The following is a 13,547-nucleotide window of genomic DNA, read 5'->3' as shown; positions in this document are numbered from 1 at the left end:
CCAGGGCATTGACAATCTATTCAGACACGGAGAACTCTGCATGACGTTATACAGGCCCGGCAAGGGACACCCCATGATCCAGTTCGACGCGGTCCACAAGCGCTTCCCGAACGGCACCACCGCAGTCCACGACCTCTCGCTCCGGATGCCGGAAGGCGGCGTGACCGTGCTCGTCGGATCCTCCGGCTGCGGCAAGACGACCACCCTGCGGATGATCAACCGGATGGTCGATCCGACCTCCGGCACGATCCAGGTGAACGGCAAGGACGTCCTCCAGCAGGACGCCGCCGACCTGCGGCGATCCATCGGGTACGTCATCCAGCAGTCCGGCCTCTTCCCGCACCGCACGGTCCTCGACAACATCGCGACCGTACCCCTGCTGCTGGGCTGGGGCCGGAAGAAGGCCCGCGCCCGCGCCGCCGAACTGCTGGAGACCGTGGGCCTCGCCGCCGACGCCGGCAAGCGGTACCCGCACCAGCTCTCCGGCGGCCAGCAGCAGCGCGTCGGCGTGGCCCGCGCCCTCGCCGCCGACCCGCCCGTCCTCCTCATGGACGAGCCGTTCGGCGCGGTCGACCCGGTGGTCCGCACCCAGCTCCAGGACGAACTCCTGCGCCTGCAGAAGGAGTTGAACAAGACCATCGTCTTCGTCACGCACGACGTGGACGAGGCCGTGCGGCTCGGCGACCAGATCGCGATCTTCCGCACCGGCGGCCACCTCGTCCAGTGCGCGACCCCCGCCGAGCTGCTCGCCCGCCCGGCCGACGACTTCGTCGCCGACTTCCTCGGCGCCGAGCGCGGCCTCAAGCTGCTCTCGCTGAAGACCCTCGCCGACGTCCCGCAGGGCCCGGCCCCGGAGGGCGGCGCCTGGACCCTCGTACTGGACGAGGCCCGCAAGCCGCTGCACTGGCACGCGGCGGCCGACGGCACCGAGATCCCCGTACGACCGCTGCGCGACAGCGACTCGCTGCTCGCGGCGCTCAACGAGTCGGTCGCCTCCCCCACCGGGCTGACAGCCCGCGTCGACGCGGCGGGCACCCTCACCGGCGTCTCGTCCCGGGACGACATCCACGCACACGCGGGCCGCGCCCACGTGGCAGCCCGGGCAGAAGCCCAGACGGCGGCCTCCGTACCTGCGGAAGCCCAGGTCGAGGCATGACCATCGACTGGTCGTGGATCGGCGACCACACCGACGACCTCACCACCCTCACGGTCTCCCACCTCCAGGCGGCCCTCTCAGCGGTCTTTTTCGGCCTCCTGATCTCTCTCCCGCTGGCCGTGATCGCACACCGGGTCCGCCCCCTGCGCGGCTTCCTGCTCGGTCTCTCCAACGTCCTCTTCACGATCCCGTCGATCGCGATCTTCGTCCTCCTGCTGCCGGTCAGCGGTCTGACCCGCACCACCACCGTGATCGGTCTGACCGTCTACACGCTGGTCGTGCTGCTGCGGAACACGGTCGAGGGCCTCGACTCGGTGCCGGTGAAGACGAAGGAGGCGGCCAAGGCGATGGGCACGCGCCCGCTGCGCACCCTCCTCACGGTCGAACTCCCGCTCGCCCTCCCGGTGATCATGGCGGGTGTCCGGATCGCGACGGTGATGTCGATCTCGCTGGTCTCGGTCGCGACCTACATCGGCGACGGCGGCCTCGGCCAGCTGTTCACGGACGGTTTCCAGCGCAACTTCCCGACCCCGGTGATCGCGGGCGTGGTCCTCACGCTGCTCCTCGCGGTGGTCGCGGACGCGCTGCTGGTCGCCGTCCAGTACGCACTCACTCCGTGGACGAGGCGGCGAGCCTGACATGTACGAACTCTTCAAGGATCTCGGCGCCTGGCTGACCAGCGGCGACCAGTGGTCCGGCTACGACGGCATCGCGCACCGCCTCGCCGAGCACCTCCAGTACTCGCTGCTCGCCACCCTCATCGCGACGGCCATCGGCCTCCCGCTCGGCCTGCTCATCGGCCACACGGGCAGGGGCGCGTTCATCGCCATCAACCTGGCCTCCTTCGGCCGCGCCCTGCCCACGGTCGGCCTGGTCGTCCTCGTCTTCCTGGCCAGCGGTCTCTCGATGTGGCCGGTGTACATCGCCCTCGTGGCCCTCGCGGTCCCGTCCATCGTCACGAACACGTACGCCGGTATGACCGCAGTCGACCCGGACGTGAAGGACGCGGCACGCGGCCAGGGCATGCGCTGGCACCAGGTCCTCTTCCAGATCGAACTGCCGCTCGCACTCCCGCTGATCATGACCGGCCTGCGCCTGGCACTGATCCAGGTGGTCGCCACGGCCACCATCGCCGCGTACGTCTCCTTCGGGGGCCTCGGCCGCTACGTCTTCGACGGCCTCGCCCAGCGCGACCTGGTCCAGGTGATGGGCGGCGCGGTGCTGGTCGCCGTGGTCGCCATCACCCTCGACCTGGCCCTCTCCGGCGTCCAGCGCTTCCTCTTCCGCCACCGCCCCGCCTGATCACCCGCCCCGCGTGCCCACCGCCCCGCGTGACCCGAACCGCCCAGGAGTTCTTCCGATGGCCCTTCCGATGAACCGACGTGCCCTCCTCGGCGGCCTCTTCGCAGCCGCCTCCGTCCCCGCCCTCGCCGCGTGCGCCGGCGGCATCACCTCCCTCGACGAGGGCTCCGGCAGCTCCGGCGGGGGCAGCGGCTCCAGCGCGGGCGGCCTCACCATAGGCACCGCCAACTTCACCGAGAACCAGGTGCTCGGCTACCTCTACGCGGCGGTACTGGGCGCGGCGGGTGTGAAGACGAAGGTCCGCCCGAACCTGGGCAGCCGCGAGATCCTCATCCCCGCGATGAAGAGCGGCGACATCGACCTCCTCCCCGAGTACCAGGGCGCCCTGCTGCACTACGTGGCCCCCAAGGCGACGGCGACGGAGGAGGGCGAGATGCAGAACGCCCTGACCATCGCCCTCCCGGCGGGCCTCCAGGTGCTCCCGTACGGCATGGCCGAGGACTCGGACGCCTTCGTCGTCACCCGCGAGACGGCCACGAAGTACGGCCTGACCTCGCTGGCCGACCTGAAGAAGCAGAACGGCAAGCTGGTCATCGGCGCGGCGGCGGAGGTGAAGACGCGCGAGGTGGGCGTGGTGGGCCTCAAGGAGGTGTACGGGGTCGAGTTCAAGGAGTTCAAGTCGCTCGACTCGTCCGGTCCGCTGGTCAAGGGCGCGCTGAAGAAGGGGGATGTCGACGTGGCGAACATGTTCACCACCGACACCGACATCCTCGACAACGGCTGGGTGATCCTGACGGACCCCAAGAACCTGATCCCCGGCCAGCACATCGTCCCCCTGATCGCCGACCGCAAGGCCGACTCCAAGGTCCGCAAGGCCCTCGCGGAACTGGGCAACGTCCTGACGACGGCCGACCTCACCGAGCTGAACCGCGAGGTGGACAAGGACAAGAAGGACCCGGAGGACGTGGCGAACGCGTACGCGAAGGAGAAGGGCCTGACGAAGTAGGCACCCTGCGGGTGTCCCGTCGGCGGTCCCCTAGGGGCCGGCCCAGGGGCAACAGGGGGGCTATCCCCAGTGCCGGTCGGGCGCGGTTTCTCTACCGTGGTGTGCATGACCGGTATGGACACGACGGGGGCGCACGACGCCGACCTGAAGAAAGAGCTGAACGCCACCTTGCAGGCCCGCAGGGAGCTGGGCGACGAGTACGAGTCCGCGCTGGTCGACTCGTTCCTGGAGAAGGTCGACCAGCGGATCGACAGCTCGGTGGAGCGCCGGGTGCGGCGGCAGCTCGCCGAGCAGCAGATGGTGGTGGCGCGCGATTCGCGCGGCCCGAAATCCACCGACACCTTCGGCGAGCGCTTCGGCTTCGGCATCGTCTCGCTGATCGTCGCGATACCCCTGTCCGGCATCGGCGTCGGCGGCGCGGGCCTCCCCGGCCTGCTGGTCGCCTGGGTGGGCATCGTGGGTGTCAACGCGGTCCAGGCGGCGCGCAGTTCGGCGTGGATGTTCGGGCAGCACCACCGGAGGGGCGGCAAGGGCAGCGACAAGTGGGAGGACTGACACTCCCTGGGACGCGTCCAGAAAAAGCTATGCGCGGGGACCGCCGCACCCCCCGTTGCCGGGAGGGCGGGACGACGGCGGTCCCCGCGAGGGACGCGGGCCGGGTCAGGGCCGGGCTGGCGCGTCCTAGGCGTCGGTGGAGGTCCGGGAGCCGCTCCGGAGGTCCGTGACGCCGTTCGGTTGCCGGCCTGGGCGGGGAGCCGCTCCCGCCCTGCCGACACCCACTAATCTGCCGGACTCGTGTTAAGCGTGTGCTGCGCGGACGTGACGCCCTCGTACCACTTCCACGAAGTCTCGGTCCGAGAGGGAATCCGCCCGGAAGCCGAGCGGAACCCGAGAGGAAGCAGGCCGGGACATCGCGGCGGACACCGCAAGTTCCGTTCCGCCACGCCCCGTTCACCGGACGTTCGCTACTGCTTGCCGCCCTTGGCCAGGAAGGCCAGCAGGTCCTGCCGGCTGACGACACCGGTCGGCTTGCCCTCGACCAGCACGATCGCCGCGTCGGCGACGCCCAGTACGGACATCAGGTCGGCGACCGGTTCGCCGGAGCCGACCTGCGGCAGCGGCGCCGACACATGCTTCTCCAGCGGGTCGTCGAGGGAGGCCCGCTGGGTGAACAGGGCGTCGAGCAGCTCGCGTTCGACGACCGACCCGACGACCTCCGCCGCCATGACGTCCGGGTGACCGGCGCCGGGCTTCACGATCGGCATCTGCGAGACGCCGTACTCGCGCAGCACCTCGATGGCCTGGCCGACGGTCTCGTCGGGGTGCATGTGGACGAGGGTGGGGATGCGGCCGTGCTCCTTGTATTCGAGGACGTCGGCGACCCGGGCGGAGGGGCCGGTGTCCTCCAGGAAGCCGTAGTCGGCCATCCACTCGTCGTTGAAGATCTTGCTGAGGTACCCGCGCCCGCTGTCAGGAAGGAGAACGACAACCACATCGTCCGGCCCGAGCCGCTCCGCGACCCGCAGCGCGGCGACGACGGCCATCCCGCAGGAGCCGCCCACCAGCAGGCCCTCCTCCTTGGCGAGCCGCCGGGTCATCTGGAAGGAGTCCTTGTCGGACACGGCGACGATCTCGTCGGCGACGGTCCGGTCGTAGGCGCTGGGCCAGAAGTCCTCGCCCACGCCCTCGACGAGGTAGGGCCGCCCGGAGCCGCCGGAGTACACGGACCCCTCGGGGTCGGCGCCGACGACCTGGACGCGTCCGTCACTGGCGTCCTTCAGATACCGCCCGGTCCCGGAGATGGTCCCGCCGGTGCCGACACCGGCCACGAAGTGGGTGATCCGCCCCTCGGTCTGCTCCCACAGCTCGGGGCCGGTGGAGTGATAGTGCGAGAGGGGGTTGTGCGGGTTGGAGTACTGGTCGGGCTTCCAGGCGTCCGGCGTCTCGCGCACCAGCCGGTCGGACACGTTGTAGTACGAGTCCGGGTGCTCGGGGTCGACGGCGGTGGGGCAGACGACGACGTCGGCACCGTACGCGCGCATCACGTTGATCTTGTCGGTGGAGACCTTGTCGGGGCACACGAAGATGCACTTGTACCCCTTCTGCTGGGCCACGATGGCCAGCCCGACACCGGTGTTTCCGCTGGTCGGCTCGACGATCGTGCCGCCGGGCCGGAGCTCCCCGCTCGCCTCCGCCGCCTCGATCATGCGCAGGGCGATGCGGTCCTTCACGGACCCGCCGGGGTTGAAGTACTCGACCTTCGCGAGGACGGTCGCCTGGATGCCCGCGGTCACACTGTTGAGCCTCAGCAGCGGGGTGTTGCCGACGAGGCTGATCATCGAGTCGTGGAATTGCACCGTTGTCTCCGGTTGCCGCACATAAATGTGGTTGTCATTGGTGCGGCCAGCCTAAGGCTCCGCCTCGGCATTCACCTCACGCCGCGATTGGCGGACGGCCTGTTCGGGGCAAGGAGTGGTTGTACGGCTACGAGGAGGTGGCGGCGACGCATGACGAGCATGTCCAGGGCAAGGGTGGCCCGGCGGATCGCGGCCGGCGCTGCGTACGGCGGTGGCGGGATCGGGCTGGTGAGCGCGGCGGCCGTGGGTCTGGTGCTGGCCGAGGTACGGATGGCGAGACGCCAGGTGGGCAACGGCGGCGGCCCGCACCCGCCGAGCGCGGACGGGCTGTACGGACGCGGGTACGCCACCCCCGGTGAACCCCCGCTCCGACTCGTCCTGCTGGGCGATTCCACGGCGGCCGGCCAGGGCGTCCACCGGGCCCGTCAGACCCCGGGCGCGCTGCTCGCGTCGGGCCTGGCGGCGGTGGCGGAGCGCCCGGTGGAGCTGAGGAACGTGGCGCTGCCCGGCGCCCAGTCCGACGACCTGGACCGCCAGGTGGCGCTGACCGTCTCGGCGTCCGACTGGGTCCCGGACATCTGCGTGATCATGGTCGGCGCGAACGACGTCACCCACCGCATGCCTCCCACGCGCTCGGTCCGCCACCTCTCCTCGGCGGTACGACGGCTGCGTACGGCCGGTGCGGAGGTGGTCGTGGGCACATGTCCCGACCTGGGCACCGTCGAGCAGGTCCAGCAGCCGCTGCGCTGGCTGGCCCGGCGGGCGTCCCGGCATCTGGCGGCGGCGCAGACGATCGGGGTCGTGGAGCAGGGTGGCCGCACGGTGTCGCTGGGCGACCTGCTGGGCCCCGAGTTCGAGGCGAACCCGCGCGAGCTGTTCGGCCCGGACAACTACCACCCCTCGGCGGAGGGGTACGCGACGGCGGCGATGGCGGTCCTCCCGACGGTGTGCGCGGCCCTGGGCCTGTGGCCGGCGGAGGAGGAGCGCCCGGACGTCTCCCGCCGCGAGGGCTTCCTGCCGGTGGCACGAGCGGCGGCGGAGGCGGCCTCGGAGGCGGGCACAGAGGTCACGGCGGCGATGCCGACCGGCCCGAGGGGCCCCTGGGCACTCCTCAAGCGCAGGCGCAGGCGCCGGGTCCCGGCCACGGACCCGACCCCCACGCCGACCACATCACGGGAGGTCCCGAGCAGCTGACCACACCGAGACCACCGTCGCGGGCGACCGTGGCCGCCCGCCTCGGGATCTCCCTGGGAACACCGCGACTGGTACACCGACGAGTTCCTCGCCCCGCCGCCGTGGGCCCATGCCTTCGCCGACCACGGGTTCGCCGTACTCGACCGCGCCCGACTGACCCTGCCGCTCCCGGACGTCGACACCTCGGTCCTGACCCAGGGCGAGTGGCGCCAGCTCCGCCTCTACGGCGTCACCACACTCGGCGGCGTCCTCTTCAACGCGTGGGACTGACCTACCAGAGCGTGGACGGCCCCGAGACGACCCAGCCCGCGTCGACCGGCTTGACCCAGAAGCCCAGGGACACGTCGAGCGTCCGCGCGAGGCAGCCGATCTCGACGTAGAAGCTGCCACCGGCGTCGCCCCAGTGGAAGTCCCCGAGCCGGAGTTCGCGGAGCCAGGACAGATCCCGCTCCCAGGACTCGTCCGCACCGGCGTCCGCTCCGGCCGAGCCGGTCCACAGCGCCCTGAGCACATGCCGGAGCGAGGTGTGGTCGACGAGTTGTTCGGCCTCGGGGAACGCGCCCGCGCGAAGCAGGTCGAAGTAGCGGCGGACGACCTCTTCGACGTCGGTCCTGGCAGGGGGCTCCGTCCAGATCTTCACCGCGAGATCGTACGGCGGCGATGAAGCCCCCTGCCTCACCTCTCCTCGTCCCTCCCTCACCCCAGCCGGTATCCCCGGATCACCCGGTACTCCACGGTCCCCCCGTCCGCGAACCCGGCGCTCGCCCGCAGCGACACATACCGCCCGGCGACCGGCTTCCCGCCCCCGGCCAACGGCACCACCCACGCGTCCCGTCCGACCTTCACCGGCCGCACCTTCCGCCAGCTGCCCCCGTCGTCGTACGACACCTCGACCGCCACCGACCGCACCGCCGAGGCCGCCGCCCCCGGCTGCCGTACCAGCCGCATCGGCAGGACCCGTGAGCGGCCCGTGTTGCTCAGGTCGACGGCCGGGGCGAAGTCGAACGCCGACAGGCCGACCGGCGTACGTCCGCCCGTGACCTCCCCCGACCGGAAGGTCCACGCGCCGCTGATGCTCGTGCCGAGCCCGAAGCCGCCGTTCGCCGCGCTGCGTTCCGCGGAGTACTCCAGGCGGTAGGGCGCCTCCGTCGCCGGGACGATGCCCGAGGCGTCCGTCCAGGGGTAGTTCAGCTCCACGAGTCTCTGGTCGCCGTAGTAGAAGGCGACCCGGCTCCTGTCGTACAGGGAGTAGCCCGTGTGGCCCGCCCGGTCGCCGGCCATCGGGACGTTGAAGGAGAGGCGGTTGCCCTCGCGGGCGACGAACGTGAGGCGGCCGAAGCGTGGGCCCGGTACCGCCTTCTGCCAGGTCACCGTGTAGCGCCTGCCGGGCGCGAAGGTCTCGTAGTCCTTGGACCAGAACTGGGTCTGGAAGGTGCCGTCGGCCGCGTACTGGTTGTACCGCGTCTCCCACCGCACGTCGTCGGCCTTGTAGTACAGGGTCCGGCCGCTGCCCGGGGTGTCGAACCAGATCGCGCCCGCCGACAGCGCGCTCCCGCCCTCCGGCGGGAAGCCGAAGTTGTGCTGGAACGCCCTCGAACCGGCACCCGGAGCAGTCGCCGCCGTCACCCCGTAGTACCGCTGCTTCAGCTCCGCCAGTTCGCCCTGCCGCACCACCCTGCTGAAGTCCGTCGGCAGATGCCCCCGCTCGAACCACACGAGCACGTATTCGTACGGCGAGTCGTTGTACGTGCCGTCCGCGCCCTTCTTCGCCCAGAAGCCGCGTACGTCCGCCACCAGCGCGCCCTCGCCGGGGCCCGCGTCGTCCCCGACGGCACCCGTGAACAGCTTGTCGAAGGAGTCGGCGGTGGCCCGGAGGCCGAAGCCCATCCCGTTGGTCAGGGTGCGGCGGAAGCCGACCGAGGCCAGGCGCAGGCTCGCGTCCTTGCGCGGGAGGGTCGCCGAGACGGCGGTGGCCGTGCGGGCGTCGAGGACGATCTCCGTGTCGCCGGTCACCGTGAGGGTGGGGCGGGCCAGCAAAGTCGTACTGCCGTCCGCCGCCGTGATCACCGACGCGTCCACCGTGTAGCGGCCCGCCGGGAGGGACACCGTGCCGGAGCCCGAGGGGTCGTAGACGAAGCGGTACGTCGAGCCGTCCAGGCTCATGATGTCGGTCCAGTAGTTCGCCGCCGGGTTGCCCGCGCGGTCGACGACCCTGACCGTCAGCTTGTGCGTGGGGGTCGCCTTCGTGATCGTCAGCGGTACCCGGACCGATACGCCGCCCGTCGCGTCCGTGCCCACCAGCGCGCCCTCGAAGACGCCCGTCGCGCTCTGCACGCGCGTGTCCGCGGTCACCGTCACCGTCGTCGAGCCGCCCGCCGGGAGCGTCGCGAGCGCGGGGCTCACCGTGAACATGCCTGCCGGGGCGGCGGCCCCGCCCGGGCCCGTCACCCGCGCCGCGAAGTCCAGGGTCACCGGGGCCGCGCCCTCGTTCCGGTACGTCACCGTCCTGACCACCGGTACGTCGTCCTCGGCCGGCGCCTCCTGCGTGCCCAGGGCGAGGGCGGCCGGGGTGGGCAGGACCGCCTGCTGCACCGCCCGGCCCACGTCCGTGCGGCCCGCGCCCTGGGCATTGACGTTCGCGCCGGGGGTCGGCGTCGCCGACGCCATCAGGGCCGCCTTCAGCTCGGCCGCCCGCCAGGCCGGGTGCTGCCCGGCGAGCAGCGCCGCCGCGCCCGCCACATGCGGGGTCGCCATGGACGTACCCGAGACCGAGGTGTAGCCCGGCTCGACCTCCACGTAGTCGCTGCCCGCGTGGGCCGCCCGGGCCGCGACGATGTCGACGCCCGGTGCCGTGATCTCCGGCTTGACCGCGCCGTCCGCGCGCGGGCCCCGGCTGGAGAAGGACGCCATCACGTCCTGCTTGTCGACCGCGCCCACCGACAGCGCGGCGTCCGCCGTGGACGGCGAGTCGACCGAGCCGTCCGCGCTGCCGTCGTTGCCCGCGGCGAGCACGAAGAGGGCGCCGGTCTTCGCCGTCAGCGTGTTCACGGCCTCTTCGAGGACGTCCTCGCCCGGGGTGTCGTCACCGCCGAGGCTCATGCTGACGACCTGCGCGCGGGGCGCCGCCCACTCCATCCCGGCCAGGATCGCCGAGTCCGGGCAGGAACGGTCCGGGCACACCTTGCCGATCAGCAGCGAGGCCCCCGGCGCGACCCCCTTGTACCTGGCGCCGCCGCCCGCGACCGTCGACGCGACATGCGTGCCGTGCCCGACCGTGTCGTCGGCGTCGGGCGCGTCCGTGAAGTTCACGGCCTCCTTGATACGTCCGGCCAGGTCGGGGTGGGTCGCGTCGACACCGGTGTCCAGGACGGCGACCGTGACGCCGGTGCCGTCGTACCCGGCCCGCCAGGCCGTCGGCGCACCGATCTGCGGCACACTCCGGTCCAGGCTCACCTGCCGCTTGCCGTCCAGCCAGAGCCTGGCGACACCGCTCGCGGCACGCAGTCCGCCCGTACGGCCGCCCGCGGTCACCCCGTCTCAGAAGGCACCCGCGGTCTCCTTGCCCACGGCCACCGCCGCGCCGTCGACGGACGGCAGGGCGCGGGTCACGCGTGCGCCGTCCGCCGCGCGCAGGCTGCGGGCGCCGAGCGCCGGGTCGGTGTACGTGACGATCGTCGGCAGTACGGCCGTACTCGCGTCGTCGTACCCGGCCGCGACCAGCCCCGTCACATCGAACAGCCGCTCGTCCACCTGCCCGCCGGCGACCAGCGGGCGGGCGTCGTTCGGTACGACGTACTGATGACCGTCCCGCTCCAGCTGCTGGAAGCCGACCGCCTCGCGCCCCGGCCCCGGCTCGATCGCGACGGCGGCCCCCGACACCTCCACGCGGTCGCCGGTGACGAGGGTGACCCGGTGGGTGGTGGCTGCCCGCTGCCCGGAGCCACCGGTCCAGACGGGGACGGCGGTCGTGTCCGTCTCCGTGGCGCCGGACGCGGGCGTGACCGCCACAACTCCCTGCACCAGCAAGGCCGTTACCAGCGCGCCGCTCAGTCTTCGGGACATGCGGGACATACGGCCTCCACTGCTGCGGTGGTGACGGTCGTGACTCCGGTCGCGTCCGACTGTCCCGCCCGAGGCGATCTTCCGGGTACTCCCAACCGCCCATAACATCGCGCTATGGATCTGGAGATCCGCCACCTGCGCGTCCTGAACGCCATCGCCGACACCGGCTCCATCACCCGCGCCGCCGCGTCCCTCGGCTTCACCCAGCCCGCGCTGACCGCCCAACTCCAGCGCATCGAGCGCGTGTTGGGCGGCTCGCTGTTCGTACGGGACGGCAGCGGCTCCCGGCCGACGGCGTTCGGCGCGATGGTCCTGGCGCACGCGCACGGCATCCTCACCGCCCACGAGGACCTCATGCGTGACGTACGGCAGCGCGGCCCCGGCGACGGCGACCTGACCACCGTCCGGCTCGGCTCGGTCCCCGGCCCGCTCACCGCCGTGCTCGTGACCACCGCGCGCCGGCTGCTCCCCCGGGCCGAGATCACCCTGCACACCTGCGACACGGAGGAGGAGCAGCTCGAACTGCTCGCCACCGGCCGCCTGGACTTCGGGCTGGTCGTCGACTACCCGGAGTACGAGATCCCGCTGCGCCCCGGCCTCAGCGACGCCCTTCTCGCCGTGGACCCCGTCTTCGTGCTGATCTCCGAACGGCACCCGCTCGCCGCCCGGCCCGAGATCCCGCTCACCGCGCTCGCCGACGAGGCCTGGCTCGCCGGGGAGAACAAGGACGTACGGATGCGGGCGCAGTTCCGGACCGCGTGCCGCCGGGCCGGGTTCGTCCCGCGCCGGGTGCAGCGGCTGAGCGGGAGCGTGGTGTTCCCGCTGGTCGGCCAGGGTCACGGGGTCGCCCTCGCCCACCCGCTGGTGACCGAGCGCGAGGGAGTCGTCGTACGGCCGCTGACCGGCGACCCGATGGGCGTGCGGCAACGCCTGGTGTGGGCGGCGGACAGCCCCCTCGCCGAGCATGCGCCCGCGCTCCACGACACGCTCACGAAGGGGTACTGGGCGGAGGTGCAGCGGGCGGGGGTGTACTGGGAGTGGCTGGAGGGGCGGGGCCTGCTGCCGACACACCAGCACCCCTGAGCAGCCTCTGAGCAAGCGCTTAGAAAAGTGCGGCCCTAGTCACACCGCCACACCCGTGACCGAGGCCATACGTACGGGTAACTTCCCAAGCAGGTCCGCTCACCCCCGTACGCCAATGGAGCCGTCATGCCGGAAGCCGTCATCGTCTCGACCGCCCGCTCCCCCATCGGCCGCGCCTTCAAGGGCTCCCTCAAGGAGCTGCGCGCGGACGATCTCACCGCCACGATCATCCAGGCCGCGCTGGCGAAGATCCCCGAGCTGGACCCGCGGGACATCGACGACCTGATGCTCGGCTGCGGTCTGCCCGGCGGCGAGCAGGGCAACAACCTCGGGCGGATCGTCGCCGTACAGATGGGCATGGACTACCTGCCCGGCTGCACGATCACCCGTTACTGTTCCTCGTCGCTCCAGACCTCCCGCATGGCACTGCATGCCATCAAGGCGGGCGAGGGCGACGTGTTCATCTCGGCCGGGGTCGAGATGGTGTCGCGGTTCACCAAGGGCAACTCGGACTCGCTGCCGGACACGCGGAACCCGATCTTCGCCGAGGCGGAGGCCCGTACGGCCGCCGTCGCCGAGCAGGAGGGCACCTCCTGGCACGACCCGCGCGAGGACGGTCTCGTGCCGGACGCCTACATCTCGATGGGGCAGACCGCCGAGAACCTCGCCCGCATCAAGGGCGTGACCCGGCTCGACATGGACGAGTTCGGCGTGCGCTCGCAGAACCTCGCCGAGGAAGCCATCAAGAACGGCTTCTGGGAGCGCGAGATCACCCCGGTGACGCTGCCCGACGGCACGGTGGTCAGCAAGGACGACGGTCCGCGTGCGGGCATCACGCTGGAGGGCACCCAGGGGCTCAAGCCGGTGTTCCGGCCGGACGGACTGGTCACGGCCGGCAACTGCTGCCCGCTGAACGACGGCGCGGCGGCGGTCGTCATCATGAGCGACACCAAGGCCGCCGAGCTGGGCCTGACCCCGCTGGCCCGGATCGTGTCGACCGGCGTCTCGGGCCTCTCCCCCGAGATCATGGGCCTCGGCCCGGTGGAGGCGTCCCAGCAGGCGCTGCGCCGCGCGGGCCTGACCATCGACGACATCGACCTCGCCGAGATCAACGAGGCGTTCGCCGCCCAGGTGATCCCCTCCTACCGCGACCTCGGCCTCCCGCTGGAGAAGCTGAACGTCAACGGCGGCGCCATCGCGGTCGGCCACCCCTTCGGCATGACGGGCGCGCGCATCACCGGCACGCTCATCAACTCCCTCCAGTTCCACGACAAGCAGTTCGGCCTGGAGACGATGTGCGTCGGCGGCGGCCAGGGCATGGCGATGGTCATCGAGCGCCTGAGCTGACGGTAGTTGACCGGAAACCCTGAGTGAACATCCGGCCCGG

The 13,547-nt window shown here is 71.6% G+C and carries 12 protein-coding genes; 8 read left to right on the top strand and 4 right to left on the bottom strand.

What is annotated here, in order from left to right; translation table 11 throughout:
* Positions 1-73: 73 nt before the first annotated feature.
* The 5 genes from CW359_RS30410 (at position 74) to CW359_RS30390 (ending at position 4,019) form a co-directional block, all read left to right on the top strand.
* Entirely contained in the window at positions 74-1,156 is a 1,083-nt protein-coding gene (locus tag CW359_RS30410; protein WP_105973393.1) for an ABC transporter ATP-binding protein, read from the top strand.
* Entirely contained in the window at positions 1,153-1,794 is a 642-nt protein-coding gene (locus tag CW359_RS30405) for an ABC transporter permease (RefSeq protein WP_105973392.1), read from the top strand. Before CW359_RS30410 ends, CW359_RS30405 begins: the two co-directional genes overlap by 4 nt.
* Position 1,795: 1 nt before the next feature.
* Positions 1,796-2,458, top strand: a complete 663-nt coding sequence (locus CW359_RS30400) for an ABC transporter permease (protein ID WP_105973391.1) — start codon at positions 1,796-1,798, stop codon at positions 2,456-2,458.
* A gap of 70 nt (positions 2,459-2,528) precedes the next feature.
* Positions 2,529-3,464, top strand: coding sequence for an ABC transporter substrate-binding protein (locus tag CW359_RS30395; protein WP_105973427.1), 936 nt, complete (start codon positions 2,529-2,531; stop codon positions 3,462-3,464).
* 105 nt (positions 3,465-3,569) lie between these two features.
* A complete protein-coding gene (locus CW359_RS30390) occupies positions 3,570-4,019 on the top strand; it encodes a hypothetical protein (protein WP_105973390.1) in 450 nt (149 codons plus the stop codon).
* Between the two features lie 410 nt (positions 4,020-4,429).
* Here CW359_RS30390 and CW359_RS30385 read toward each other — a convergent pair whose 3' ends face one another.
* Positions 4,430-5,821, bottom strand: a complete 1,392-nt coding sequence (locus CW359_RS30385; protein WP_105973389.1) for a cystathionine beta-synthase — start codon at positions 5,819-5,821, stop codon at positions 4,430-4,432.
* A gap of 150 nt (positions 5,822-5,971) precedes the next feature.
* Between CW359_RS30385 and CW359_RS30380 the strand changes: the two genes are divergently transcribed.
* A complete protein-coding gene (locus CW359_RS30380) occupies positions 5,972-7,015 on the top strand; it encodes an SGNH/GDSL hydrolase family protein (RefSeq protein WP_105973388.1) in 1,044 nt (347 codons plus the stop codon).
* 271 nt (positions 7,016-7,286) lie between these two features.
* On the opposite strand, the gene CW359_RS30370 is transcribed toward CW359_RS30380, so the two are convergent.
* From CW359_RS30370 to CW359_RS30360, 3 genes are read right to left on the bottom strand one after another with little or no spacing between them, the layout of a single operon-like run.
* Entirely contained in the window at positions 7,287-7,655 is a 369-nt protein-coding gene (locus tag CW359_RS30370; RefSeq protein WP_105973387.1) for a hypothetical protein, read from the bottom strand.
* 56 nt (positions 7,656-7,711) lie between these two features.
* Entirely contained in the window at positions 7,712-10,546 is a 2,835-nt protein-coding gene (locus tag CW359_RS30365; protein WP_105973386.1) for a S8 family serine peptidase, read from the bottom strand.
* 6 nt (positions 10,547-10,552) lie between these two features.
* Complete coding sequence (locus CW359_RS30360) at positions 10,553-11,077, bottom strand: hypothetical protein (protein ID WP_157968662.1); 525 nt, start codon at positions 11,075-11,077, stop codon at positions 10,553-10,555.
* A gap of 114 nt (positions 11,078-11,191) precedes the next feature.
* Between CW359_RS30360 and CW359_RS30355 the strand changes: the two genes are divergently transcribed.
* Complete coding sequence (locus CW359_RS30355) at positions 11,192-12,160, top strand: LysR family transcriptional regulator (RefSeq protein WP_105973384.1); 969 nt, start codon at positions 11,192-11,194, stop codon at positions 12,158-12,160.
* A gap of 126 nt (positions 12,161-12,286) precedes the next feature.
* The gene (locus tag CW359_RS30350; protein ID WP_105973383.1) at positions 12,287-13,507 is read left to right on the top strand and encodes an acetyl-CoA C-acetyltransferase; all 1,221 of its coding nucleotides are present in this window, start codon (positions 12,287-12,289) and stop codon (positions 13,505-13,507) included.
* Positions 13,508-13,547 lie beyond the last annotated feature (40 nt).

The organism is Streptomyces geranii, assembly GCF_002954775.1.
GTDB lineage: Bacteria > Actinomycetota > Actinomycetes > Streptomycetales > Streptomycetaceae > Streptomyces > Streptomyces geranii.
Note: the sequence above shows the minus strand (reverse complement) of the source record. Positions and strands in the feature narration are given on the sequence as shown.

What these genes read in the sequence shown, in the direction of transcription:
- CW359_RS30410 (WP_105973393.1), top strand. Translation starts at nt 74, where the DNA reads ATGATCCAGTTCGACGCGGTCCACAAGCGCTTCCCGAACGGCACCACC.
- CW359_RS30405 (WP_105973392.1), top strand. Translation starts at nt 1,153, where the DNA reads ATGACCATCGACTGGTCGTGGATCGGCGACCACACCGACGACCTCACC.
- CW359_RS30400 (WP_105973391.1), top strand. Translation starts at nt 1,796, where the DNA reads ATGTACGAACTCTTCAAGGATCTCGGCGCCTGGCTGACCAGCGGCGAC.
- CW359_RS30395 (WP_105973427.1), top strand. Translation starts at nt 2,529, where the DNA reads ATGAACCGACGTGCCCTCCTCGGCGGCCTCTTCGCAGCCGCCTCCGTC.
- CW359_RS30390 (WP_105973390.1), top strand. Translation starts at nt 3,570, where the DNA reads ATGACCGGTATGGACACGACGGGGGCGCACGACGCCGACCTGAAGAAA.
- CW359_RS30380 (WP_105973388.1), top strand. Translation starts at nt 5,972, where the DNA reads ATGACGAGCATGTCCAGGGCAAGGGTGGCCCGGCGGATCGCGGCCGGC.
- CW359_RS30360 (WP_157968662.1), bottom strand. Translation starts at nt 11,077, where the DNA reads ATGTCCCGAAGACTGAGCGGCGCGCTGGTAACGGCCTTGCTGGTGCAG.
- CW359_RS30355 (WP_105973384.1), top strand. Translation starts at nt 11,192, where the DNA reads ATGGATCTGGAGATCCGCCACCTGCGCGTCCTGAACGCCATCGCCGAC.
- CW359_RS30350 (WP_105973383.1), top strand. Translation starts at nt 12,287, where the DNA reads ATGCCGGAAGCCGTCATCGTCTCGACCGCCCGCTCCCCCATCGGCCGC.